At 72.3% G+C, this 22,645-nt stretch carries 21 protein-coding genes; 10 read left to right on the top strand and 11 right to left on the bottom strand.

All coding sequences use genetic code 11. From position 1 onward, the window contains the following. Positions 1–188 precede the first annotated feature (188 nt). Entirely contained in the window at positions 189–665 is a 477-nt protein-coding gene (locus tag ACZ63J_RS04040) for a MarR family winged helix-turn-helix transcriptional regulator (RefSeq protein ID WP_465399831.1), read from the top strand. Then, the gene (locus tag ACZ63J_RS04035; protein WP_465399832.1) at positions 662–1,096 is read left to right on the top strand and encodes a DUF5655 domain-containing protein; all 435 of its coding nucleotides are present in this window, start codon (positions 662–664) and stop codon (positions 1,094–1,096) included. The genes ACZ63J_RS04040 and ACZ63J_RS04035 overlap by 4 nt, the downstream gene beginning before the upstream one ends. Before the next feature lie 159 nt (positions 1,097–1,255). Here ACZ63J_RS04035 and ACZ63J_RS04030 read toward each other — a convergent pair whose 3' ends face one another. The 4 genes from ACZ63J_RS04030 to ACZ63J_RS04015 all read right to left on the bottom strand — a co-directional run bounded on the left by ACZ63J_RS04030 (position 1,256) and on the right by ACZ63J_RS04015 (position 7,871). Beyond that, positions 1,256–2,314 carry a hypothetical protein gene (locus ACZ63J_RS04030; protein WP_465399833.1) on the bottom strand — a complete coding sequence of 353 codons (1,059 nt, stop codon included), beginning with the start codon at positions 2,312–2,314 and terminating at the stop codon, positions 1,256–1,258. Positions 2,315–2,399: 85 nt separating this feature from the next. Further along, complete coding sequence (locus tag ACZ63J_RS04025) at positions 2,400–3,632, bottom strand: FAD-dependent monooxygenase (RefSeq protein WP_465399834.1); 1,233 nt, start codon at positions 3,630–3,632, stop codon at positions 2,400–2,402. Positions 3,633–3,663: 31 nt separating this feature from the next. Then, a complete protein-coding gene (locus tag ACZ63J_RS04020; RefSeq protein ID WP_465399835.1) occupies positions 3,664–6,669 on the bottom strand; it encodes an ATP-binding protein in 3,006 nt (1,001 codons plus the stop codon). 71 nt (positions 6,670–6,740) lie between these two features. Further along, positions 6,741–7,871 carry an epoxide hydrolase family protein gene (locus ACZ63J_RS04015; protein WP_465399994.1) on the bottom strand — a complete coding sequence of 377 codons (1,131 nt, stop codon included), beginning with the start codon at positions 7,869–7,871 and terminating at the stop codon, positions 6,741–6,743. A gap of 53 nt (positions 7,872–7,924) precedes the next feature. Here ACZ63J_RS04015 and ACZ63J_RS04010 point away from each other — a divergent pair, with 53 nt between their 5' ends. Then, positions 7,925–8,890 (top strand): helix-turn-helix transcriptional regulator, encoded by a 966-nt coding sequence (locus ACZ63J_RS04010; RefSeq protein ID WP_465399836.1) that lies wholly within the window; start codon positions 7,925–7,927, stop codon positions 8,888–8,890. Here ACZ63J_RS04010 and ACZ63J_RS04005 read toward each other — a convergent pair. Continuing rightward, positions 8,859–9,338 (bottom strand): SRPBCC family protein, encoded by a 480-nt coding sequence (locus ACZ63J_RS04005; RefSeq protein WP_465341046.1) that lies wholly within the window; start codon positions 9,336–9,338, stop codon positions 8,859–8,861. The two genes, ACZ63J_RS04010 and ACZ63J_RS04005, sit on opposite strands and share 32 nt — an antisense overlap. A gap of 1 nt (position 9,339) precedes the next feature. Further along, positions 9,340–9,675: an ArsR/SmtB family transcription factor gene (locus ACZ63J_RS04000; protein WP_465399837.1), complete on the bottom strand. Its 336-nt coding sequence runs from the start codon at positions 9,673–9,675 to the stop codon at positions 9,340–9,342. Positions 9,676–9,764: 89 nt separating this feature from the next. On the opposite strand from ACZ63J_RS04000, the gene ACZ63J_RS03995 reads away from it, so the two are divergent. The 6 genes from ACZ63J_RS03995 (at position 9,765) to ACZ63J_RS03970 (ending at position 15,891) form a co-directional block, all read left to right on the top strand. Continuing rightward, positions 9,765–10,958: an ROK family protein gene (locus ACZ63J_RS03995; protein WP_465399838.1), complete on the top strand. Its 1,194-nt coding sequence runs from the start codon at positions 9,765–9,767 to the stop codon at positions 10,956–10,958. A 101-nt stretch (positions 10,959–11,059) separates the two neighbouring features. Continuing rightward, positions 11,060–12,079 carry an ABC transporter substrate-binding protein gene (locus tag ACZ63J_RS03990; protein WP_465399839.1) on the top strand — a complete coding sequence of 340 codons (1,020 nt, stop codon included), beginning with the start codon at positions 11,060–11,062 and terminating at the stop codon, positions 12,077–12,079. Further along, positions 12,076–12,849, top strand: coding sequence for an ABC transporter ATP-binding protein (locus ACZ63J_RS03985; RefSeq protein WP_465399840.1), 774 nt, complete (start codon positions 12,076–12,078; stop codon positions 12,847–12,849). Before ACZ63J_RS03990 ends, ACZ63J_RS03985 begins: the two co-directional genes overlap by 4 nt. Further along, positions 12,846–13,688, top strand: coding sequence for an ABC transporter permease (locus ACZ63J_RS03980; protein WP_465399841.1), 843 nt, complete (start codon positions 12,846–12,848; stop codon positions 13,686–13,688). Before ACZ63J_RS03985 ends, ACZ63J_RS03980 begins: the two co-directional genes overlap by 4 nt. Then, positions 13,685–14,998 carry an LLM class flavin-dependent oxidoreductase gene (locus ACZ63J_RS03975; protein WP_465399842.1) on the top strand — a complete coding sequence of 438 codons (1,314 nt, stop codon included), beginning with the start codon at positions 13,685–13,687 and terminating at the stop codon, positions 14,996–14,998. The genes ACZ63J_RS03980 and ACZ63J_RS03975 overlap by 4 nt, the downstream gene beginning before the upstream one ends. Beyond that, entirely contained in the window at positions 14,995–15,891 is an 897-nt protein-coding gene (locus ACZ63J_RS03970; RefSeq protein ID WP_465399843.1) for a TauD/TfdA dioxygenase family protein, read from the top strand. The genes ACZ63J_RS03975 and ACZ63J_RS03970 overlap by 4 nt, the downstream gene beginning before the upstream one ends. 19 nt (positions 15,892–15,910) lie before the next feature. Here ACZ63J_RS03970 and ACZ63J_RS03965 read toward each other — a convergent pair whose 3' ends face one another. Further along, positions 15,911–17,098, bottom strand: a complete 1,188-nt coding sequence (locus ACZ63J_RS03965; RefSeq protein ID WP_465399844.1) for a M20 family metallopeptidase — start codon at positions 17,096–17,098, stop codon at positions 15,911–15,913. 125 nt (positions 17,099–17,223) lie between these two features. On the opposite strand from ACZ63J_RS03965, the gene ACZ63J_RS03960 reads away from it, so the two are divergent. Then, positions 17,224–18,318: a carboxylate-amine ligase gene (locus tag ACZ63J_RS03960; protein ID WP_465399845.1), complete on the top strand. Its 1,095-nt coding sequence runs from the start codon at positions 17,224–17,226 to the stop codon at positions 18,316–18,318. Here the strand turns inward: ACZ63J_RS03960 and ACZ63J_RS03955 are convergent. From ACZ63J_RS03955 to ACZ63J_RS03940, 4 genes are read right to left on the bottom strand one after another with little or no spacing between them, the layout of a single operon-like run. Further along, entirely contained in the window at positions 18,315–18,704 is a 390-nt protein-coding gene (locus ACZ63J_RS03955; protein ID WP_465399846.1) for an STAS domain-containing protein, read from the bottom strand. The two genes, ACZ63J_RS03960 and ACZ63J_RS03955, sit on opposite strands and share 4 nt — an antisense overlap. 51 nt (positions 18,705–18,755) lie before the next feature. Further along, entirely contained in the window at positions 18,756–20,615 is a 1,860-nt protein-coding gene (locus ACZ63J_RS03950) for a CheR family methyltransferase (RefSeq protein WP_465399847.1), read from the bottom strand. Continuing rightward, a complete protein-coding gene (locus tag ACZ63J_RS03945; RefSeq protein ID WP_465399848.1) occupies positions 20,612–21,385 on the bottom strand; it encodes an ATP-binding protein in 774 nt (257 codons plus the stop codon). Before ACZ63J_RS03945 ends, ACZ63J_RS03950 begins: the two co-directional genes overlap by 4 nt. Further along, complete coding sequence (locus tag ACZ63J_RS03940) at positions 21,382–22,386, bottom strand: chemotaxis protein CheB (protein WP_465399849.1); 1,005 nt, start codon at positions 22,384–22,386, stop codon at positions 21,382–21,384. The genes ACZ63J_RS03945 and ACZ63J_RS03940 overlap by 4 nt, the downstream gene beginning before the upstream one ends. Positions 22,387–22,645 lie beyond the last annotated feature (259 nt).

Below are 22,645 nucleotides of genomic sequence, written 5' to 3'. Positions count from 1 at the left end.
TACCGGGTACTACGGCTCCCGTCGCAACGGAGTTCACCGGAACCAGGATTATTTTTGTTGCACACCAACGGTTTTCCACAGTCCACAGTGGAGACACGAGGAAGGGCGGCCGATCCGGCCGGACGGCCCGGCGAGCGCCGGGGTGACCCATCTTGACCGATGCTCTTGCGGTTGGCAAGTATTGCGTCATGCAAACCCTCGAAACCGCGGAGCCGGGCGCCGACCCGGACGTCGAAGCCCTGGACGGCCTCACCCTGGTCCTGGTCGGCATCGCGTGGGAGTGCGCGCACGCGGCGCCGCCGGAGGTGTCGTTCCCGCAGACGCGGCTGCTGCTCATCCTCGACCGCCTGGGCCGGGTCCCGAGCTCGCGGCTCGCGGCGGCGATGGGCGTGAACGCGTCGTCGGTGACCCGGCTGGCCGACCGGCTGGAAGCGCTCGGGTACGTGGTCCGCGGCCGCGACGCGCGCAACCGGAGCGTCGTGACCCTGGAGGTCACCACGACCGGCCGTGAGCTGGTGACGCGGATCCTCGACCGCCGGCACGCGGCGCTGGGCGAGCTGCTGGACCGCCTGCCTCCTGGTCAGCGGAAGACGGCGGCCACGGCGGCCCGGCGCCTGGTCCAGGCGGCCGCGACGATCCCCGCGCTCGGCCCCGTCCCGCTGTGAGTGCCATCCTGGACGGCATGCCGACCCGCTGGACGTGCCCGCAGTGCGACCGCGAGTTCGCACGCGCCGGCCAGGGCCACACGTGCGTCCCGGGCTGCACGGTCGACGAGACGTTCGCCGGCCGCGCCCCCTGGCAGCGCGAGGTCTACGACGCGGTCGTCGCGCACCTGCGCACCCTGGGCGACGTCCACGAGGACGCCGTCAAGGTGGGGGTGTTCCTCAAGCGCGACCGGAAGCTGGCCGAGCTGCGCCCGCGCTCACGCGACGTCCTGGTGTACCTGTGGCTGCCCCACCCACTGGAGACGGCGCGGATCGCCCCGGCGAGCTGGGCGAGCGGCCCCCGGGTGGGGCACAAGCTGAGCCTGCGCGCGGTGTCCGATGTGGACGACGACGTGCGCGAGTGGCTGACGGTCGCGTTCGAGATCGCTTGATCCACCCGCCACGGTCGGGGCGCCGGCCGCACTCCGGCGAACGGACCTGCGGCGCGAAGGGATCAACCCGGTCCCGGCCGACGGAGCGGCCGCGGGCCAGGAGATCCCCCCACGTCCACCTGCACGTGCTCCCCCGCCACGCGGCGCTCTAGGCCTCGGTCACCGCCCTTCCGCCCAGCCGTTGATCAGCCCCGCGCTGAGGGCCGAGTTCCACGGGAAAAGGTGCACGATGCAGACCCCTCGCGGCGTCGCGTTCAACGCGATCATCACCGTCCAGTACGCCGCGAAATGGAGAATCGCCAACCCGAGCCAGCCCAATGCGGAAAGGAGACCCGCCCACGTCAGAAGACCTTTCGCGATCAGCGTCCCGATCACGGCCAGCAGATTTCCCGCGGCCGTCCCGAGCAGCCCCTTGAGCGCCGCGGAGATCTTTTCCGCACAAGCGGAATCCAGGCAGACCCGGACACCGAGAGGATAGATCCACGCCCACTGGATCGACCATTGACCGTGGGCCAGACATTCCCCGACTTCCTTGACGAAGGTCCAGATCTGTTCGGCGAGCTTCGCGTAGTCCGGACCCGGCGCCGGCGGTGGCGGCTTCTTGTCGCCTCCGTCGCCACCCCCGCCGTTCTCCGGCCGCTGCCGGAGCACGATGCGGTCCAGGGGGACACCGTCCTCGGCGAACCGCAGGAGCGGGGTGAACCCGGACGGACGCGGCGGGAACTCGGGCCGGATCCGCAGCAGCGGCAGCGAGAACGCCGCCGAGTCGGTCAACATCGCGACGTGTTCTTCGGACAACACGTAGTCGGGACGACCCGGAAAAGCTTCCAGCGCCGCTCGGACCTCCCGCGCGGAAGCACCCTCGCGGATCCCGAGCCACTCCCAGTCGGGCAGCCCCATGGTCTCCACCGAGTAGGCGTGCGAGAGGGACCGCCACGGGATGGCGCGGAAGCCCGGGTCGTCGGGGCCCGGCCCGAACGGCCGCACGGCGAAACCGTCGTCGACGGTGGCCAGGAACCTGTCCGCGATCTCGTCGGAAGCCGGTGACCCGGTCAGCTCCCGGATCGATTCGGCGATCGAATCGCGCTGGTCGACTTCCGTCCGCCCGGAAGTCCAGTCGACGTGAATTTTCGGCGCGATCAGATCTATCAATCGTTGGGTCCGGCCGTTGGCGGCCTCGACCACGGGCGCAAGATCGAAGAGGAAGATCTCGTCCATCGGATCATCCAGCTTTCTCGAAAGTTCGGCGAACAGGGTATGGCAAAGTTGTTACTCGCCAATACCTCGAGCACCGTTACAACGATCATCGAATATGATGCTCGTTGCACCGAAGAACCGGTGCGTAGTCCTTCAAAACCACAGCATTCGCCGCCTCCCGAATCGGGCGGGACATCTGCTCCAGCACCCGGTTGTGCCCCGGGAGGTGGGGCATCAGCTTGATCATCCGGGTGTTGAACCACGCGAACGCCCGGGACTGCGGGATGATCCCGCGCAGCGCCGTCTTCGCCAGCGCCTGGTTCTTCTCGATGTACGGCCGCATCTCGGTCTCGTACCGGGACAACGCCGTCGCGAAGTCGTCCGACGCCGCCAGCTCCCCCGCCAGGACGTACGCCCCCACCAACGCTAGGCTCGTGCCCTGGCCCGATGCCGGGGACGCGCAGTAACCCGCGTCGCCCACCAGGGTCACGCGGCCGGTCGACAGGCGGTCCATGACGATCTGGCACACCGGGTCGAAGTAGAAGTCGCCCGCCGAGCGCATGGCTTCCAGCAGCTCCGGGATCGCCCAGCCCAGCCCGGCGAACTGGCCGGCCACAAGGTCCTTCTGGCCCTCGACGTCACGACGGTCGTAGGACAGCGGCGGCGCGGAGAACCAGAACGCGGCCTTCGCGTCGTCGGCGCGGGCGGTGCTGTAGACGTTGACCATCTTGCCCGGCGCCGCCGAGTGCAGCAGCTCCCAGCGGTCCAGGTCGAACCTGTTCGGCACGGTCGAGATCGAGATGTAGGCGTCGAACCGGCGCAGGAAGTCCTCCTCCGGGCCGAACGCCAGCGCGCGGACGCCGGAGTGCAGGCCGTCCGCGCCGACCACCAGGTCGAACCGGCGCGGCGCGCCGTGGGCGAACGTCACGTGGACGCCGTCCGCGCGCTCCTCGAGGCCGGTGACCCAGTCGCCGAAGACGTACTCGGTCTCGTCGCGGGTCGCGGCGTAGAGGATCTTCGCGAGGTCGCCGCGCAGGATCTCGGTGTCGTCGCCGTGGCGGAAGCCGAACGTGTCGGCGTCCAGCGTCGCGAGCTCCTTGCCGCGCTTGTTCACGAACGCGGCGCCCTGCATGTCGGTGCTCGCCGCGTGCACCTGCTCCAGCAGGCCCATCCGGCGCACGACGTCCACGGCGACCCCGCGGATGTCGACCTTGTAGCCGCCTTCGCGCAGGCTCGGGGCCCGCTCGACGACGGTGGCGCGGAAGCCGTGGCGGTGCAGCCAGAAGGCGAGGGCGGGGCCGGCGACGCTGGCGCCGGAGATCAGGATGTTCTTCGTCATGCCCCGAACTCTGGGCGCGGCCGCCAACCGCTCACGAACCGAGCGCGCACCGCCGCTGACCGAACTCCTGAAGTGCCTGCTCAGGGGGCATTTCGCGGCCGCGGTCGAACGCTTCGGCGTAAGCCTCGGCGCCGATGCGGGCCCGCACGCGCTCGGTCACCGCGGCGACGTCGGCGTCCCCGGTGACCGGCGCGCCGCGCAGCCCGACGGCGGCGCCGAGCAGGAACGCGGCCCGGTGGTCCTCGGCCCGGGCGGCGAGCACCCCGGCCAGTCCTTCGACCGCCTGCGCCGCGCCGGGCAGGTTCACGTGGTCGAGCGCCGTCGCCAGCGCCTCCTGGTGCAGCTCGGTCGCTTCGTCGAGCTCACCCTCGGCGGCCGCGGTCCAGCCGAAACCGGTGTAAAGACGGATCCGCGTCTCGCCGCCGGTCACCGGGCCGGCGGGCAGTGCGAGCGCCGAGGTGTACCAGCGCCGGGCCGCCGCCAGGTCACCCGCGCGCCGCGCGATCTCCCCCAGCCCGCCGCGCGCCCGGGCCAGCATCACCGGTGTCCCGGCCGCGCGGGCCTGCTCGGCGGCGGCTTCGTAGTCGGCTCGGGCGGCCTCGGCGTCCCCGGCCCGGAGCACCCCGTCGGCGCGGCGGCAGAGCAGGTCGGCGGCGTCTTCGCCGGCTCCGAGTTCACCGGCCAGCCGGACGGACTCGTCCATCAGCTCGCGGAACCGCGCGTGCTCACCGCGCCAGTCGGCGAACTCCGCGAGCTTCTCCAGCGTGCTCGCCTCACCCCAGCGGTCACCGAGGACGCGGAACCCGTCCAAGGCCGCCGAAAAGTGCGCCTCGGCTTCGGCGACCCGGCCGCGGTACTGCGCGCCGAGGCCGTCACCGACCCGGGTGAACGCACGCGACCACGCGTCGCCGCCGACGAGCGCCGCCAGCCGTTCACCCTCCTTCACCTTGGTACGCGGGGAAAACGCCCACAGCAGGAAGAGGTACGGGTACCGCAGCGGGCCGGGGTGGGCGGCCAGGATCGGCTCGATCTCGACGTCGGTGTCCGACGCGTGGATCACGCACAGGACGTACTCCTCGACGAGCCCGGGCGGCGGCTCGGGCCCGACGGCGGCGAGCACGGCGTCCGCGAACGGCGCCGCCTCGCCGCGCAGGCCGCGCAGCCACCAGTACCAGGTGAGCGCCGCGAGGAGCCGCAGCGCGACGTCCGGCGCGTGCTCGACGCTCCGGCGCAAAGCCGCGTGGAGGTCGGCGTGCTCGGCGGTCAGCTCCGCCAAGGCGGTCAGCTGGTCCGCGCCGCGCAGTTTCGGTTCGGCGGCGCGGGCGAAGTCGAGGAAGTACTTCGCGTGCGCCTCGCGCCGGTCGTCACCCTGCTCGGCGCAGAACGCGCGGATCGTCTCGAGCATCCGGTAGCGGCCGCCGGCGAACTCGACGAGGGACTTCTCGACCAGGCCGGTGAGCACGAAGTCGGTGTCGGGGACGTCGCAGACCCGCTCGACCGCGTCGAGCCGGGCGCCGCCGGTGAACACCGCGAACCGGCCGGCGAGCCGCTGTTCGTCCGGCTCGAGGAGGTCCCAGCTCCACTCGACGACGCCGCGCAGCGTCCGGTGCCGCGGCTCGGCGGTCCGCTCCCCGCGGGACAGCAGCCGGAACGGCTCGCCGAGCCGGGCGGCGACGTCGGCCGCGGACATCGACTTCAGCCGCGCGGCGGCGAGCTCGATCGCCAGCGGAAGACCGTCGAGGGCGGTGCAGATCCGCGTGACCGCCGTGGGATCGGGTTCCTGACCACCGGCCACCGCCGCGGCCCGGTCCCTGAACAGCCGTTCGGCGGCTTCGGCGGGCAGCGCGCCGACCGGCACCAGCGTTTCGCCGGTCAGGCCGAGCGCCTCCCGGCTGGTGGTGAGCACCCGCAGCCCGGCGCACTCGCCGAGCAGCCGCCGGACCAAAGTGGCGGCCCCGGCGACGACGTGTTCGCAGTTGTCGAGGACCAGCAGCAGCGGCCGGTCGGTGAGCCCGGCGACCAGCCGGTCGGCCGGATCCGCGGGCGCACCCGGCGCAAGCACGCCCTGTTCCCGCAGGCCCAGCGCAGCGAGCACGGCTCGCGGGACGTCGGTCGTCGTGGCCAGCTCGACAAAGCACACTTCGCCCGTTTCGCCGGCCGCGGCCTCGACGGCGAGCCGGGTCTTCCCCGCGCCGCCGGGCCCGGTGAGCGTGACGAGCCGGGCGTCGCGCAAGGCCGCCGTCAGCCGGTCGAGCTCCGTCCGGCCGACAAACCCGGTGAGCGGCACCGGAACCCGCCGCGCCGGCGCGGGCGCGGCGGCCCGCAGGACGGCGACATGCGCGTCCGCGAGTTCCGGTGACGGGTCCGCGCCGAGCTCGTCGGCGAGGCGCTCCCGGATTTCCGCGAACACGGCGAGGGCTTCGGCCGGACGTCCACTGCCGTGCAACGCCCGGACGAGCTGCGCGGCGAGCCGCTCCCGCAGCGGATGCTCCTCGGTGAGCTCACGCAGTTCGGCAACCAGCCGCTCGTGGTGGCCGAGCGCGAGCCCGGCTTCGACGCGGTCTTCGGTCGCGGCCAGCCGCAGCTCGGCCAGCCGGGCCGCGCGCGGCGGGTCCGCGAGCCCGTCGAGCGCCGGGCCGCGCCAGAGCGCGAGCGCCTCGCCGAACAACTCGAGCTTGGTGGCCGGGTCGGGTGTCTCCCGCGCTTCGGCGGTGAGCCGTTCGAACCGGTGGACGTCGACGGCCCGCGGCTCGACGGCCAGCCGGTACCCGGCGGGCGTGAACTCGACGAGCCCGTCGGGCGCGCCGCCGTCCCGCAATCGCCGCCGGAGCCGGGAAACCTGGGACTGCAGGGCATCGGCGGCGCCTTCGGGCGGGTGCTCGCCGTGCAGGCCGTCGATCAGCCGCTCGGCGCTGACGACCCGCCCGGCGTCGAGGGCGAGCAACGCGAGCAGCCCGCGCAGCTGCGGCCCGCCGAGGGCGACCGGGGTCCCGTCGGGACGGCGGGCTTCGACCGGCCCGAGGATGGCGAACTGCACCCGCTGATTCTGGCCCGGCGACGCCGGTCGCGGACGGCTTTCCGCCGAACCGCCCGCTCCCGGCCCCCGGCTCACCCCCGAAGCGTGCGGAAGAACGCCCGGATGTCGGCCACCAGCACCTCCGGCTCCTCCATCGCCGCGAAGTGGCCGCCCGCGGCGAAGTCCGACCAGTGCTCGATCTTCTCCTCCGGGTCCATGATCCGGCGGACCACCGGGGAGGAGTCGAACACCGCCCAGCCCGCCGGCACGTCCGACGGCGCGAGCCAGCCGTGCGCGGCGTGGGCGGCTTCGTAGAGGAAGCGGGCCGCGGTCGCGCCGCTGCGGGTGAACCAGTACAGGCTCACCGTCGTCAGGAGCCGGTCGCGCGCGATCCCGCCGGACGCGTTCGTCCACGCCTCGAACTTCTCCGCGATCCACGCCAGTTGGCCGACCGGCGAGTCGGTGAGCCCGGCGGCGAGCGTCTCGGGCTTGTGGGACTGCAGGTCCAGGTACCCGCGTCCGGCTTTCCACGCTTCGCGCGCCGCGTCCAGCTCGACCTGCTCGGGCTCGGTCAGGTTCGGCGGCAGCGGCAGCTGCTCCCCCGCCAGCGCGATGGTGCCGCGGTCGCTGTTCACGTGGGTGCCGATCACGCGCTCCGGGTACAGCGCGGCGAGCCGTCCGGTGACACCGGCGCCGATGTCCCCGCCCTGCGCGGCGAAGCGGTCGTAGCCGAGGCGGGTCATCAGCTCGGCGAAGGCGTCGGTGGTCCGCGCCAGCTCCCAGCCCGGCCCGCTCAGCGGCGTCGAGAACCCGAAGCCGGGCACCGACGGCACGACGACGTGGAACGCGTCCGGGCCGGCCTCGGTCAGCGGGCCGATGACGTCGAGGAACTCGGCGAAGGAGCTGGGATACCCGTGGGTGAGCAGCAGCGGCATCGCGTCGGCGCGGGGCGACCGGACGTGCAGGTAGTGGATCGTCTGGCCGTCGATCACGGTCGTGAACTGCGGGAACGCGTTGATCGCCGCTTCCTGGGCCCGCCAGTCGTACTCGTCGCGCCAGTACTCGGCCAGCTCGCGCACGACGGCGGCCGGGATGCCCCGGGACCAGTCCGGCTCGTCGCCGGGCACGGGGTCGGCGAACCGGGCTTCGGCGAGGCGCCGGCGCAGGTCGTCGAGGTCGGTCTGCGGGATGTCGATCCGGAAGGAGTTCGTCATGAGCACCACGGTAGGAACCATTGCGGAAGACTTTCTTCCGCGATTCGTGCGATGCTCGGAAAATGTTGCAGACCTCCGCCCGCCTGCTGCGGTTGCTGTCGCTGCTCGAAACGCGGCGCGACTGGACCGGCGCCGACCTGGCCGAGCGGCTCGACGTCACCCCGCGCACCGTCCGCACCGACATCGGCAAGCTGCGGGACCTCGGCTACCCCGTCGAGGCCTCCCCCGGCGTCCAGGGCGGCTACCGGCTGGGCGCCGGCGCACAGCTGCCGCCGTTGCTGCTGGACGACGACGAAGCGGTGGCTGTGGCGGTCGGCCTGCGCACGGCCACGGGGGTCGCCGGCATCGGCGAGACGTCGGTGCGGGCGCTGGCCAAGCTCGAGCAGGTGCTGCCGTCGCGCCTGCGGCACCGGGTGCACGCGCTGCAGGCGGCGACGGTCTCGGTGCCCGGCGCCGGCCCTGCCGTCGACGCCGACGTGCTGACCGCGATCGCTTCGGCGATCCGGGCCGCCGAGCGGCTGCGGTTCGACTACACCAGCCACGACCGCGCGGCCAGCCGCCGCGACGTCGAGCCGCACCGGCTGGTCAGCTGGGGCCGGCGCTGGTACCTCGTCGCCTGGGACACCGGGCGCGACGACTGGCGCACCTTCCGCGTCGACCGGATGACCCCGCGGGTGCCGAACGGGCCGCGGTTCGTCCCGCGCGAGGCGCCGGAGGGTGACGTCGCCCAGTTCGTGCAGCGCAGCGTGGGCGCGGCGACCTGGCGGTTCCACGCGAAGGTGCGGTTCCACGCGCCGGCCGAGCAGGTCCGGGCCCGCCTCCCGATGGCCGTCGAGGTGACCGCCGAGGGGCCGGACCGCTGTGTCGCCGAGGTCGGCTCCGACCACGCGCCGATGCTGGCGCTGTACCTCGGGCTGCTCGAAGTGGACTTCGAGGTGCTCGACGCGCCGGCGCTGGCCGCCGAGCTGGCCCGGGTGGGCGCCCGGTTCCTGCGGGCTAGCGCAGGGAGTTCGCCAGCTCCTCGATGAGCACCATCTGCTCCCGGACGCCGACCTCCATGCCGGACCCGAGGATGACGTCGCGCAGCTCCTTGCTCCCGGTCTCGGTCAGCAGCTCCAGGCGCGTCCGGTCGCCGTCGAGGGCGGTGAAGGTGGCGGTGTTGAGCGGCCCGTCGACGGAGTCGAGGTCGACCCCGGGCAGCTCGAACACCTCGGTGTAGACGATCTTCTCCTCCGGCACGACTTCGCGGTACTCCCCGTGGAAGCCCACCTCGGCACCGTCGTTGGTCTTGAGGACGTACCGCCAGCGGCCGCCGGGCCGCAGGTCCAGCTCGACCTTCGTGGTCGTGCCCCGGTGCCCGGCCCACCAGCGTTTCACCAGCTCCGGCGTGGTCCACGCGCGGTAGACGAGGTGCTTCGGCGCGGCGAACTCCCGGGTGATGAGGATCCGGTCGTCGGCGGGGGTGGTGATCTCCACGTCACTGCTCCTGTTCGTTGAGTTCTTCGAGGACGTCGTCCAGCAGCTCGAAGCGTTCCGACCAGGTCCGCTCGTAGCGGCTGACCCAGTCGTGGATGGGTTTGAGCGCGGGCCCGTTGAGCCGGTAGAGCCGCTGACGGCCGGCCCCGCGCACGTCCACGGCGCCCACCTCTCGCAGGACGCGCAGGTGCTTCGACACCTGCGGCTGCGCGAGCCCGAGCGCGTCGACGAGGTCCCCGACCGACCGCTCGCCGGCCATGAGGACGTCGAGGATCTGCCGCCGCCGCGGTTCGGCGACGGCGTTGAAGGTGTCGGTCGTTGTTGCTGCTCGTGCCACGCCGCCATCATATGCCGATATGGGTATGCGTCAACACCCACATCCTGGGCACGCTGGGCGGACACCCCGGCGTCTGCCACCATCAGGCCATGACGGGGGCCGGCGGTCCACAGAGGACGGACGCGCGCGGCGCCCGGCGCAGCGCCAGTGCCAGCGCCGTCCTGCGGGCGGTCCTCGACGGCGGGCCGATCGCGCGCAGCACCGTCGCGCGGCGGACCGGGCTGTCCGCCGCCGCGGTCAGCGGGCACGCCGGCGAGCTCCTGCGGCGCGGGCTGCTGCGCGAACTGCCCGAAGCCGAACCGCGGCGGAACGTCGGGCGGCCGCACGTGCCCGTCGACCTCGACACCGGGCGGCACGTCGCCGGGGCACTGCACCTGGCCGTGCACCACGCGACCGTCGCGCTGCTCGACCTGCGCGGGAACGTCCTGGCGCAGCACGAAGAACCGCACGACGGCCTGGCCGCCGAAGACCTGCTCGCCCGGGCCGCGGAGATCCTCGACGACCTGCTGCTCGGGCACGCGCCGGACCGCGAGCCGCTCGGGCTCGGCGTGGCCACCGGCGGCTGGGTCGACCGCGAGTCCGGCACCGTCGTCGAACACCCGCTGCTGGACTGGAAAGACGTGCCGGTGCGGGACCTGCTGACCGAAAGCACGGGGCTCACCGTCGCGGTCGACGGGCACGCGCGCTCGTTGGTGCACGCCGAGCAGCTCTTCGGGCATCCGCGTGCGCGGGAGAGCGTCGTTCAGCTGTTCACCGGCAACGTGGTCGACGCCGCGTTCGCCACCGGGGGCACCGTGCACCACGGGCCGCGCTCGGCCGCGGGCGCGGTCGCGCACCTGCCGGTCGACGACAGCACGGAAGCGTGCCGGTGCGGGCGCACCGGCTGCCTCGAAGCCACCGTCTCGGAAGCGACCATCGCGCGCAAAGCCGGGATGCCCTTTCCGGAACTGCTCGCGCTCGCCGCACACGGCGATTCCGCGGCGGTGCGGTTGTTCCACGATCGCGCCCGGCTCATCGGTCAGGCGGCCGCCTTGCTGCTCGACGTCCTCAACCCGGCCGTGCTCGTGGTGGTCGACCGGAGCATAGCCGGGGTGCCCGGCTGCCTTCCCGCCATCCGGGACGAGGTCGGCCGGCGGTCCCGCCGCCTTGACAGCGCAGAAACCGTTGTGGGTACGAGCTTCCCGGGCACCGAGCTGGCCACGGCCGGCGGCGCGGTCCTGCTCGACCTCCTCTACGAAGACCCGCTCGGGCCGCTGCTCTCCGAACTCTCCCACGCCTCGTGAACCTCCCGAGTTAATTCAGAAACTCGCAAAATTGACCGTCCGCTCGGCCGCCCCGAACAATCGAGGCATCCCCGCCGAATCCCGGAACGGACGAAACCACCGTGAAGAAGATCCTGCCCCTCCTCGCCGCGGCCGCGGTGCTGCTGACCGGCTGCGCGTCGGCGACGGCCACCGGCGCGCCCGGGCAACCCGAGAAACTCGAGCTGCGCTACCAGGGCAGCGCGAACTCCGTCACCCTGCCCGAGCTCGCCGAAGACCTGGGCTACTTCGGCCCGGTCAAGCTGAAGTGGGTCGGCAACACGATCAGCGGCCCGCAGGACATCCAGTCCGCGGCCACCGACCAGACCGACTTCGGCGGCGCCTTCACCGGCGCCGTGGTCAAGCTGGTCGAAGCCGGGGCGCCGGTCAAGGCGGTCGTCAACTACTACGGGTCCGACGACAAGGCGTTCATCGGCTACTACGCCAAAGAGGACAGTCCGATCCGGAGCGCCCGCGACCTGGTCGGCAAGAAGGTCGGCGTCAACACGGCCGGCGCCAACCTGGAGGCCGCGCTCGACACCTGGCTGAAGAAGCAGGGCCTGTCCGACGACGAGATCAAGCAGGTCCAGCTCGTGGTCATCCCGCCGGTGAACGCCGAGCAGGCGCTGCGCAACGGCCAGCTCGACGTTGTTGCCCTGCAAGGCATCCTGCAGGACCACGCCCTCGCCGCCGGCGGGGTCCGCGCCCTGTTCAGCGACGTCCAGGCGTTCGGCCCGTACAACGGCGGCCCGTACGTGCTGCGCACCGACTTCATCAAGAAGTACCCGGAGACCACGAAGATCTTCGTCTCCGCGGTGGCGAAGGCGATCGAGTGGGAGCGCACCACCCCGCGCGAAGAGGTGATCGCCCGGTTCACCAAGATCATCAACGCCCGCGGCCGCAACGAGAACACCGGCACCCTCAAGTACTGGAAGAGCGTCGGCATCACCCGCGGCGGTCTCATCTCCGACCAGGACTACACGCTGTGGGAGCCGTGGCTGAAGCAGCAGGGCTACATCAAGGGCGACAAGATCGACACCTCGAAGCTCTACACCAACGAGTTCAACCCCTACCGCGACGGCGCCCCGGCGGTGACCAAGTGATCGGCATCCGGTCCGTCACCAAGACTTTCGGCGAGCTGACCGCACTCGACGACGTCACGCTCGACGTCGCCGAAGGCACCTTCCTGTCCCTCGTCGGGCCGAGCGGGTCGGGCAAGTCGACCCTGCTCGACCTCCTCGGCGGGCTCACCACCCCGACGTCCGGTGAGGTGCTCATCAACGGCGAGCCGGTGCGCGGCCCCGGCCTCGACCGCGGGGTCGTCTTCCAGCAGTACGCGCTGTTCCCGTGGCGCACCGCCCGCGCCAACGTCGAGTTCGGCCTCGAAGGCGGCCAGCTCGGGAAGCGGCAGCGGGCGGACCGGGCACGCGAGTTCCTCGCCCTGGTCGGGCTTTCCGGCTTCGAGGACCGTTACCCGCACGAGCTGTCCGGCGGGATGAAGCAGCGGGTCGCGATCGCCCGCAGCCTCGCCTACGACCCGGCGGTGCTGCTGATGGACGAGCCGTTCGCCGCCCTCGACGCCCAGACCCGCGAGCAGCTGCAGGACGAGCTGCTGCGGATCTGGCGCCGCACCGGCAAGACGATCGTGTTCATCACCCACGGCATCGACGAAGCCGTCTACCTCGGGCAGCGGGTGGCCGTGCTGACGTCGCGGCCCGGGCGGCTCAAGGCCGTCGTCGACGTCGACCTCGGCGACCGCACCGGGGACGTCCGGTCCGACCCGGCGTTCGGGCGGCAGCGCCACCGGCTGTGGGAGCTGCTGCACGACGAGGTCCGCAAGGCGGCCGAACACGAACGGAGCGTCCTCGGATGACCACCACCCTCGAAGCGCCACCTGTCCACAGTGGACCCACGGCTCCACCGCCGAAACCACGGCGGTTCACGAAGAAGCTGACCCGCGCGGTGCACGGCTCGGCCGCGATCGTGCTGTTCGTCGCGCTCTGGGAGCTGGTCCCCCGGTTCGTGCTCGACGAAGGCACCCGGACGTTCCTGCCGCCGCTGTCCGAAGACCTGCAGGCTCTCTGGGACCTCATGCTCGACGGCCGGCTCGCCGACCACTTGCTGGCCAGCGTCGGGCGCTCGGCCGCCGGGTTCGCCATCGCCGTGGCCGTCGCGGTGCCGCTCGGGCTGCTGATCGGCTGGTACCGGCCGGTCGCGCGGTTCCTGCAGCCGCTGCTGGAGCTGGCCCGCAACACCGCCGCGCTGGCCCTGCTGCCGGTGTTCACGCTCCTGCTGGGCATCGGCGAGCTGTCGAAGGTCACCCTGGTCGTCTACGCGTGCGTCTGGCCGGTGCTGCTCAACACGATCGCCGGGGTGAACACGGTCGACCCGCTGCTGATCAAGGCGGCCCGCTCGCTCGGCCTGTCCAGCCCGCGGCTGTTCCGGAAGGTGATCCTCCCCTCGGCGGTGCCCACGGTGTTCACCGGCATCCGGATGGCGGCGTCCTACTCGATCCTGGTGCTGGTGGCCGCCGAGATGGTCGGCGCGAAGGCCGGGCTCGGTTACCTCATCAACACCAGCCAGGTGAACTTCCAGATCCAGCAGATGTACGCCGGGATCATCGCGGTCTCGGTGCTCGGAGTGCTCGTCAACCAGGGTTTTGTCGTCCTCGAGCGGCGGTTTTCCACCTGGCGTCCCAAGGAGAAGCCATGATGCACCTCAACGCGTTCGTGATGCCGAACGGCCACCACGAAGCCGCCTGGCGGCACCCGTCGACCGACCCGCACCGGGCCCGGACGCTGCAGCACTACGCCGACATCGCCCGGACCGCCGAGCGCGGCAAGCTGGACTCGCTGTTCCTCGCCGACGGCGTCGCGCTGTGGGGCAACGTGAAGCACAACTCCCACAGCCACTTCGAGCCGTTGACGCTGCTTTCGGCGCTCGCCGCGTCCACGGTCCACATCGGACTGATCGCGACGGCGTCGACGACGTACAACGAGCCGTACCACCTGGCCCGGAAGTTCGCCTCGCTCGACCACCTCTCCGGCGGCCGCGCGGGCTGGAACATCGTCACCTCGGCCGGCATCGACGAGGCCCGGAACTTCAACCTGGCCAAGCGCCCGTCCCACGACGCGCGGTACGACCGGGCCGAGGAGTTCGTCGACGTCGTCAAGAAGCTCTGGGACAGCTGGGACGACAACGCCGCGATCGTCGACCGCGAGATCGGCGTCTACGCCGACACCGAGCGGATCCGGCCGATCGCGCACGACGGCGAGCACTTCCAGGTCCGCGGGCCGCTCAACATCGAACGCCCGCCCCAGGGTCACCCGCTGCTGGTGCAGGCGGGCTCGTCCGAAACCGGCAAGGAGTACGCGGCCCGCCACGCCGAAGCCGTCTTCACCGCGCAGCAGACCTTCGCCGAGGGCAAGGCGTTCTACGACGACGTCAAGGGCCGCCTGGCGAAGTACGGCCGCACGCCCGACGAGATCAAGATCCTCCCCGGCATCTCGCCGATCCTCGGCCGCACCGAAGCCGAAGCGCGTCAGCGGGAAGCCGAGCTCAACGCGCTGATCACGCCGGACTACGGGCTGCGGCAGCTGTCGAAGATGCTCGACCACGACGTCACCGGCTACCCGCTGGACGGCCCGCTGCCCGAGGTGGGCAGCTTCACCGAAGGCGGGCAGAGCCGGTTCGAACTGGTCGTCGGCCTGGCCCGGCGCGAGGACCTGACCATCCGGCAGCTGCTGGAGCGGCTGGCCGGCGGCCGCGGGCACCGCGTCTTCGCCGGCACTCCCGTCCAGGTGGCCGACGAGCTGGAGGCGTGGTTCACCGGCGGCGCCGCGGACGGCTTCAACGTCATGCCACCGACCCTGCCCGGCGGGCTCGACGACTTCGTCGACCTCGTCGTCCCGGAGCTGCAGCGGCGCGGGCTGTTCCGCACCGAGTACTCCGGCGCCACCTTGCGCGAGCACTACGGCCTCGCGCGTCCCGTCAACCGCAACCGAGTGAAGGAGCCCGCATGACCACCCTCAGCACCGACGTCCGCAAGCTCACCGGGAGGATCGGCGCCGAGATCGTCGGTGTCGACCCCGCCGGCGACCTGGACGCGGCCCAGGTGGCGTTCCTCGCCGACGCCCTGCACGAGCACAAGGCGCTCGTGTTCCGCAACGTCACGCTCGACGACGAAGGACAGCAGCGGTTCGCCGCGCGCTTCGGTGAGCTGACCAAGGCGCACCCGACGGTGCCCGCCGTCGACGGCGCGCCGACGATCCTGCCGGTGGACAGCGAGCAAGGCCGCGCCAACCACTGGCACACCGACGTCACCTTCGTGCTCAACCCGCCGAAGGCCAGCACCCTGCGCAGCCTCGTGGTGCCGCCCTACGGCGGGGAGACGCTGATCGCGAACTCCGCGGCGGCCTACCGCGACCTGCCCGAGCCGCTGCGGGCCTTCGCGGACACGCTGCGCGCGGTGCACACCAACGACTACGACTACGTCCAGCCGCCGGAAACAGTGGACGACAAGGAACAGGCGCGGCGCGCGCAGTTCGTCTCGCGCAAGTACCGGACCGTGCACCCGGTCGTGCGGGTGCACCCGGTCACCGGCGAGCGCGGGCTGTACATCGGCGGCTTCGCGCAGCGGATCGAAGGCCTGTCGGTGAGCGAGTCGCGGGACCTGCTGCGGCTGCTGCAGTCCTACGTGACGCGGCCGGAGAACGTCGTGCGCGTGGCGTGGGAGCCGAACCAGCTGGTGCTGTTCGACAACCGGATCACCCAGCACTACGCGATCGACAACTACGACGGCCTGCCGCGGCGGCTCAACCGGGTGACGGTGGCCGGCGACATCCCGGTGGGGATCGACGGCCGGGCAAGCGAGTCGCTGGAGGGCGACGCCTCGCACTACACCTCGGTGGCGTGAGCCGGGGCGCGGAACGGGCTCAGTGCTCGTTCCGCGCCTGTTCCCGGAAGTGGTCCCAGGCCCGGCTGACCAGCGACGGGTGCGTCCGCAGGTCGATCGCCGTGCGGGCCAGCGCCGCCGCCGACGCGAGCATCACCGACCGCCCGCGCGCACCGGCCGACGCGGCCGCGAACTCTTCGGTGTGCACCGCGTACTCCTCCGCCGTGATCGCCACGAACGGGTGGATCGCCGGGACGCGGACGCTGACGTCGCCGATGTCGGACGACCCCGGGTAGACACCCGGCTCCGGCGGTGTCGCGTGGATCCCGCACGCCGCCAGGTGTTCGGTGAACCGCTCGGACAGCACCGGGTTGTCGCGGAAGTGCGCGAACCCGCGCCCGAGCCGTTCGACGTCGACCTTCGCGCCGGTCGCCAGCGCGGCGCCCTGCGCGCACGTGCCGACGTCCTCGGCCAGGCGGTCCAGCGCCCCGGTCGTCAGCGCGCGGAGCCCGAACCGGCCCTCGGCCCGGTCGGGGACGATGTTCGTCGCCTCGCCACCGTGGGTGATGATGCCCTGGACGTGGGAGCTCGCGGGCATCCGCTGGCGCAGCGCCGAGACCGCGCCGAACGCCTGGACCAGCGCGGCGAGGGCGTCCACGCCCTGCTCGGGGTCGCCGGTGGGGTGGGCCGCGCGGCCGTGGAAGGTCACCTTCAGCTCGACCTGCGCGGTCAGCGGCGCCCAGGACCACGAGTGCACGCCGGGGTGGACCATCAGGGCCGCGTCGACGTCGTCGAAGACGCCCGCCTCGGCCAACGCGACCTTGCCGCCGCCGCGTTCCTCGGCCGGGCAGCCGATCGCGAGCAGCGAACCCGGGCTCTCCGCGAGGACCTCCTTCACGGCCAGCGCGGCGCCGAGCCCGGACGCGGCGACGAGGTTGTGCCCGCAGGCGTGGCCCAGTCCGGGCAGCGCGTCGTACTCGAGCAGGAGCGCGACGCACGGCCGTCCGCTGCCCGCCCGCGCGACGAACGCCGTGGGCAGCCCGGCCACGCCGGACTCCACCGCGAAGCCGGCCGTGGCCAGCTCGCCGGTCAGCAGCTCCGCGGCGGCGTGCTCCTCATAGGACAGTTCCGGCCGTTCGTGCAGCGCGACGGCGACGGCCCAGAGCCGTTCGGCCCAGTGCTCGATCCGCTCGTCGGCCCGCTCGTGCAGGTCTTCGTGCCACTCCATGCCCACCGGAATACCCCCGCCCTGCACGGTCACACCACCCGCAGTGTTCCACACGGGCCGGCCGCGGTTTGCACGCTGGACCGCACGGGTATCCGGGTGACTCCCCGATCCCCAGGAGATCCCCGGTGAACCAAGCCCCCGGTGAAGTGCTGACGTTCGGCATCGAAGAAGAGTTCTTCGTCGTCGACCGCCGTGGCCACCTCTCGCAGGCGGGCGACAACGTCGTCGACGCCGCGGAAGCCACGGCGAACGATCAGGGCGAGCTGCAGCACGAACTGACCCGGTCGCAGGCCGAGGCCGCGACCGACGTCTGCCGGACCCACGGCGAAGCGCTGCGGCAGCTACGCAGGATGCGTGCCGACCTGTCGGGCGCCGCGCGACGGCGCGGGCTGCGGGTGCTGCCCGCCGCGGCGCCGCCGCTGGCCGAAGCGGGCCCGCCGACCATCACGCCCAGCCCGCGGTACGAGCGGATGGCCGAGCACTTCGGCGCCACCGCACGGACTTCGCTCACCTGCGGCTGCCACGTGCACGTCGCGATCCCGGACAAGGACAGCGGCATCCGCGTGCTCAACCACGTCCGGCCGTGGCTGCCGGTGCTGCTCACGATCACCGCGAACTCGGCGATCGCGGACGGCTACGACACCGGTTACGGCAGCTGGCGGTACCAGCAGTGGAGCCGGTGGCCGTCAGCGGGCCCGCCGCCGCGGTTCGCCTCCCTCGACGAGTACGAAAGCATCGTCGACGGCTGGCTGCGCGCCGGTTCGATCCTCGACCGCGGGATGATCTACTGGGACGTCCGGCTTTCGGAGAAGCAGCCGACGATCGAGTTCCGCATCGCCGACGTCGCCGCGACCCCGGAGGAGGCCGTCCTGCTGGGCGTACTGGCGAGAGCCCTGGTCGCGACCGCGCTGGCCGAGGCCGCGCCCCCACCGCAGCTGTCGAACGAAGTGCTGCGCGCGCAGCTCTGGCGGGCGTCGCGCGAAGGGCCGACCGGCTGCTGCCCGCACCCGGACAGCGGGGACCTGGTGCCGGCCAAGGCGGTGCTCGACGACCTGATCGAGCGGACGGCGCCCGCGCTGGAGGCGGCGGACGACCTGGAGTTCGCACGGGACGGGCTGACGCGGCTCGTCGCGGAAGGCGGCGGCGCGGACCGGCAGCGCCGCCGGTTCGCGGAACGGAACCGGCCCGAAGACGTCGTCGACCTGCTGACGGGCGGCTAGCGCGGGCTGCGGCCCCCGATCCGGTCGGCCAGTTCGAGCGCACGCACGGCCGCGCGGGAGCGGCCGGGATCGATGACGAACCGGATCCCGGCGGCTTCGGCCCGCTGCTGCGCCCGGAGCAGCACGTCGATGCCTTCCGCGCCCAGAAAACGCACTTCGCCGAGGTCGACCCGCAGCACCCCCGGGCAGGCCTTGACGTGCTCGGCCAGCACGGCTTCGAGGCCGGGCGCCGTGCACAGGTCGACCTCCCCCGCCACCTCGACGACGATCGCGTCGGCCGTCTTCCAGCGGATCCGGCTCCGCAGGACACCGTCCACGGGAGCGCGCGGCGAAGGCAGCCGGTCCGTTCGCGGCGAGACGACGCGCGGACGGTCGTAGGTCGTCATGACCACGAAGTACCCCGGGCATGATCATCACGAAACACGCCGGGACGCGGTTCAGGAAGCGGGCGGCAGCTCTTCCATCATCAGCAGCGCGCCGTGGCTCTCGTCGCCGGTGCTGTGCAACGCGCTGCAGCGCAGCCGGACCACGACCGCGCGGCCCCGGCGGTTGATGGCGTCCAGGGTCAGCTCGGTGCGGGTCGCCGCGTCGGTCAGCGCGTCGCGCACGACCGGGCGGAGCTCGGCCAGCGGCAGGCCGATGTCGAGGTTGAGCAGGTGCATGCCCTCGGCCTCTTCGCGGCGGACGCCCCACAGGTCTTCGGCGCCCCGGTTCCACGCCTTGATCCGCATCTCGGTGTCGAGGACGACCATCCCGGCCTGGACCGAGGTCAGCACGGACTCCAGGAAGTCGTTCAGCTCGTCGAGCTCGACGCCGCGGTCGCGGAGAGCGTCGTTGATCGTCTGCAGCTCGTCGTTGGTGGAGTGCAGCTCCTCGTTCATCGTTTCGAGCTCTTCGTTGGTGGACTGGAGCTCTTCGTTGGTCGTCTCCAGCTCCTCCACAGTGGACTGGAGCTCCTCGTTCGTGGTCTCCAGCTCCTCGTTGGTCGACTGCAGCTCTTCGTAGGCCGACTCGAGCTGGCGGTTCGCGTGCTCGAGCTCGGTGAGCAGCAGCCGCGCCCAGCTGACGTCGTGGAACACGACCGACACCCCGAGCAGGCTCTTTTCCTTGCCCAGCAACGGGTTCACGTGCACCTCGTACCACACGGTGTCGCCGGCGCGGCGCCACTCGACGTCCTTGATCCGCAGCGAGCGGCGTTCCAGCCGGGCCTGCTCGACATACGGCCGGAGCCCGACCGGGCGGTAGGAGAGGTCGACGTCCCACAGCTTGCGCCCGAGGTCCCGGTCGGTCAGCCCGAACGAGATCTCGGCCTGCTGGTTGATCAGCGCGATGACCTCGTCGGCCGTCACCACGATCTGGGCGACGGGGCTCGCGGAGAACGCGTGCTCGCGCAGCTGGTCGAGGCCGGCGACCTCGTCGTCCGCCCGCCGGGCCGGGAGGCCCTGGGAGACGAAGGTGCGGAAGCCCGCTTGCGAATCGGCGATCTTGCGGAAGACGCGCTGCTTGAGGTCGAGCGGCTCGAAGATGCGCGTGTGGCTGAGCAGCATCTCCGCCTTGCCCAGGAACATCATCCCCCGCGGCGCCAGCGCGAAGTGGAACCGCTCGAGGATCTTCGTCTGGGTGTCGGCGTTGAAGTACATCAGCGTGTTCCGGCACGCGAGCAGGTCGATGCGCGAGATGGGGGCGTCCTGCACGAGGTCGTTGCGCCCGAAGATGACCGAGCGGCGGAGGTCCTTGCGGAAGCTGTACCGGCTGCCGTGCTGCTCGAAGTAGGTTTCGAGGGCGCCTTCGGGCAGCCCTTCGAGCTCGGCCGGGGTGTAGGCGGCGTGGCGCGCTTGGGTGAGGGCTTCCTCGTCGACGTCCGTGGCGTAGATCTTGACGCGCCGGCGGAAGGCGTCGACCCCGATCGCTTCCGCGAAGACGATGGCGAGGCTGTAGGCCTCCTGGCCGGCCGCGCACCCCGCGCACCACACCCGGATCGGCTCCTCCGGGCTGCGCGCGGCCAGCAACGCCGGGACGACGTCGTTCTGCAGGTACTCCCAGGCATCCGGGTCGCGGAAGAACGCGGTGACGTTGATGAGGATCGTGTTGAACAGGGCGACGAACTCGTCCGCGTTCACCTGGAGCTGGTCGACGTAGTCGGCGTAGCTCTCGGCGCCCACCTGGCTCATCCGCCGCTGGACCCGCCGCATCAGGCTCGTCCGCTTGTAGCCGGTGAAGTCGAAGCCGCGGGACTCCTTGATGTAGCGGAGCACCGCTTCGAACTCGTCGTCGCCTTCCGGCCGCAGATCCGTCACCGGGGGAAGGCTACCCGGCGGTGGGCCCGCGGGCGGCCACGCCGGGTCAGCACCGCCCAGACCACCTTCCCGCCCGTCCAGGAGGGGTTGCAGCCCCAGACTCGGGCAATCTGCGCGACCATCGCCAGCCCGAGGCCGGGGTCGGTCGCGGCGACCCGCTCATGCAGCACGGCCGGGCGCGGGTCGTCGTCGGCAACGGACACCGACAGCAGGTCCGGCCGCAGCTCGAGCCGCAGCCGGGCCGCGGAGCCGGTGTGCCGGATCGTGTTCTCGACCAGCTCCGTCGCGATGACCAGGGCGTCCTCGGTGTGTTCGGGCACCCCCCAGTCGGCGCAGACCCGGGTGACGAACCGCCGCGCGAGCGCCGACGCGCCGGGCACCGGTACCAGCAGCTGCACCGCCCGGCGCCGCGGCGGGTGGTGCAGCTCCCGCTCGGCCGTGCCCAGGTCGGGGTGGACCGCGACGAACCGGGCGACCGCCCGGCTCGTCAGGACCCGGAAGTGGTCCGGGCGCGGGGTGACGAGCGAAAACGGGATGCCCGGCCAGTCGCTGACCCGCAGGGCGACGGTGCCGAAGACGGTGACCAGCCGGTCTTCTTCGACGGTGAGGCCGGCGATGTCGGCGACCACGCCGTTGACGGCGTCCGTGGCGATCTTGAGCAGGCCGTCCCGCAGGTCGGGGTAGCTGTCCAGGCTGAGCGTCCCGGTCACGGTGACCACCGTCGCCCACGCCCGGGGCTCCGGGACGAGGTGCACCGCCGCCGCGGTCACGAGTCCGGCCCCGGCTGCTGCGCGAGCAGGAACCGGCGGAGGGTCTCCGCGGCTTCGGCGCACTCGCGCGCGGTGTTCTGGTACCGCCCGCCGGTCAGCGCACCGCGGCCGCGGGCGACGGCGTTCCGCTGCATCCGGCCGGCCAGGGCCGCCTTCTCGTCGAGGGCCCGCAGCGCCGTCCACAGCGCCCGTTCGAACCCGAGGTCGTGGGCCCGCAGCAGCGCCTCGGCCGACCAGGCGTGCCCGACGCGGCACCGGTACCGGCCCGCCGGCCCGTCGACCTCGACGAGCGCGTCGCCGCAGTCCGGGCAGCTGTGGCCGGACGCCGGAACCTCGTCCGCCACCACGGCCTCGAGCCGGACGCCGTCCCGGGCGATCCGGTCCTCCAGCAGGAGCGTCGGTGAGGGTGCGGGCATGGCGGCGGGCGCCATCGGGGCGCGCACCAGCTTGTCCAGCATCTTGCCGAGCATCTCGACCGGGTGCACGTGCGCCGTCGGCACCCTGGCCAGCGCACTCTCGGGCATGCCCGGGTAGATCGCCTCCGCCGGGTCCTGCACCATCGCCACCCCACCGCGTTCGACGATCGAGCTGAGCCCGGCGGCGCCGTCGTCGAGGGCACCGGAAAGCACCACGCCGACCGCCTCCGGTCCCGCGGCGAGCGCCGCGGACCGGAAGGTGGCGTTGATCGCCGGACGGTGCCCGCTCTCGGTGGGCCCGTGGCTGAGGCACTGCACGCCGTCGTCGAGGAGCAGGTGGTGGTCGGGCGGCGCGACGTGGATGACACCCGGGGTCAGCGGACGGCCGTGCTCCGCCTGGACCGCGGGCAGCAGCCCGCCGCGGCTCAGGACCTGCGGCAACGCGCTCGGCACGCCGGGCGCCAGGTGCAGGACGACGACGATCGCCGCCGGGAAGTCCGCGGGCAGCGCCCCGACGAGCCCGCGCAGCGCCTCGACCCCGCCGGCGGAGGCGCCGACCACCACCACGCCCCGGTGGACGGGCACGGCGACCACCTCCTCACGACGGCCACGGTAGTCGTCTCCGGCACTCGTGCCGCCACCGGACGCGGACCGAAACGAGGTTGTCACCCACCGTCGTGCCGCACACCGGGAGCCGGGCCGGACCGCGGATCGCGAGGTCCACGGCGTGGGCCCGCCCGGACGGCCGGGCTGCCCGCGTTCGACGCCGGCGGGCCCGTTCTGCCCGCACCGAACCGGGCGCCCGGACGGTGATCACCGCGGCGCGCCCGCGGACCCGGACGGT

The organism is Amycolatopsis sp. NPDC104863 (assembly GCF_055582965.1).
The sequence above is the reverse complement of the archived record's forward strand: the minus strand, read 5'-3'. Positions and strand labels throughout refer to the sequence as shown.

Coding starts and splice junctions, on each gene's coding strand:
- ACZ63J_RS04040 (WP_465399831.1), top strand. CDS start 189: ATGCAAACCCTCGAAACCGCGGAGCCGGGCGCCGACCCGGACGTCGAA.
- ACZ63J_RS03965 (WP_465399844.1), bottom strand. CDS start 17,098: ATGGAGTGGCACGAAGACCTGCACGAGCGGGCCGACGAGCGGATCGAG.
- ACZ63J_RS04030 (WP_465399833.1), bottom strand. CDS start 2,314: ATGGACGAGATCTTCCTCTTCGATCTTGCGCCCGTGGTCGAGGCCGCC.
- ACZ63J_RS04010 (WP_465399836.1), top strand. CDS start 7,925: ATGTTGCAGACCTCCGCCCGCCTGCTGCGGTTGCTGTCGCTGCTCGAA.
- ACZ63J_RS03955 (WP_465399846.1), bottom strand. CDS start 18,704: ATGACGACCTACGACCGTCCGCGCGTCGTCTCGCCGCGAACGGACCGG.
- ACZ63J_RS03995 (WP_465399838.1), top strand. CDS start 9,765: ATGACGGGGGCCGGCGGTCCACAGAGGACGGACGCGCGCGGCGCCCGG.
- ACZ63J_RS03970 (WP_465399843.1), top strand. CDS start 14,995: ATGACCACCCTCAGCACCGACGTCCGCAAGCTCACCGGGAGGATCGGC.
- ACZ63J_RS03975 (WP_465399842.1), top strand. CDS start 13,685: ATGATGCACCTCAACGCGTTCGTGATGCCGAACGGCCACCACGAAGCC.
- ACZ63J_RS03980 (WP_465399841.1), top strand. CDS start 12,846: ATGACCACCACCCTCGAAGCGCCACCTGTCCACAGTGGACCCACGGCT.
- ACZ63J_RS04025 (WP_465399834.1), bottom strand. CDS start 3,632: ATGACGAAGAACATCCTGATCTCCGGCGCCAGCGTCGCCGGCCCCGCC.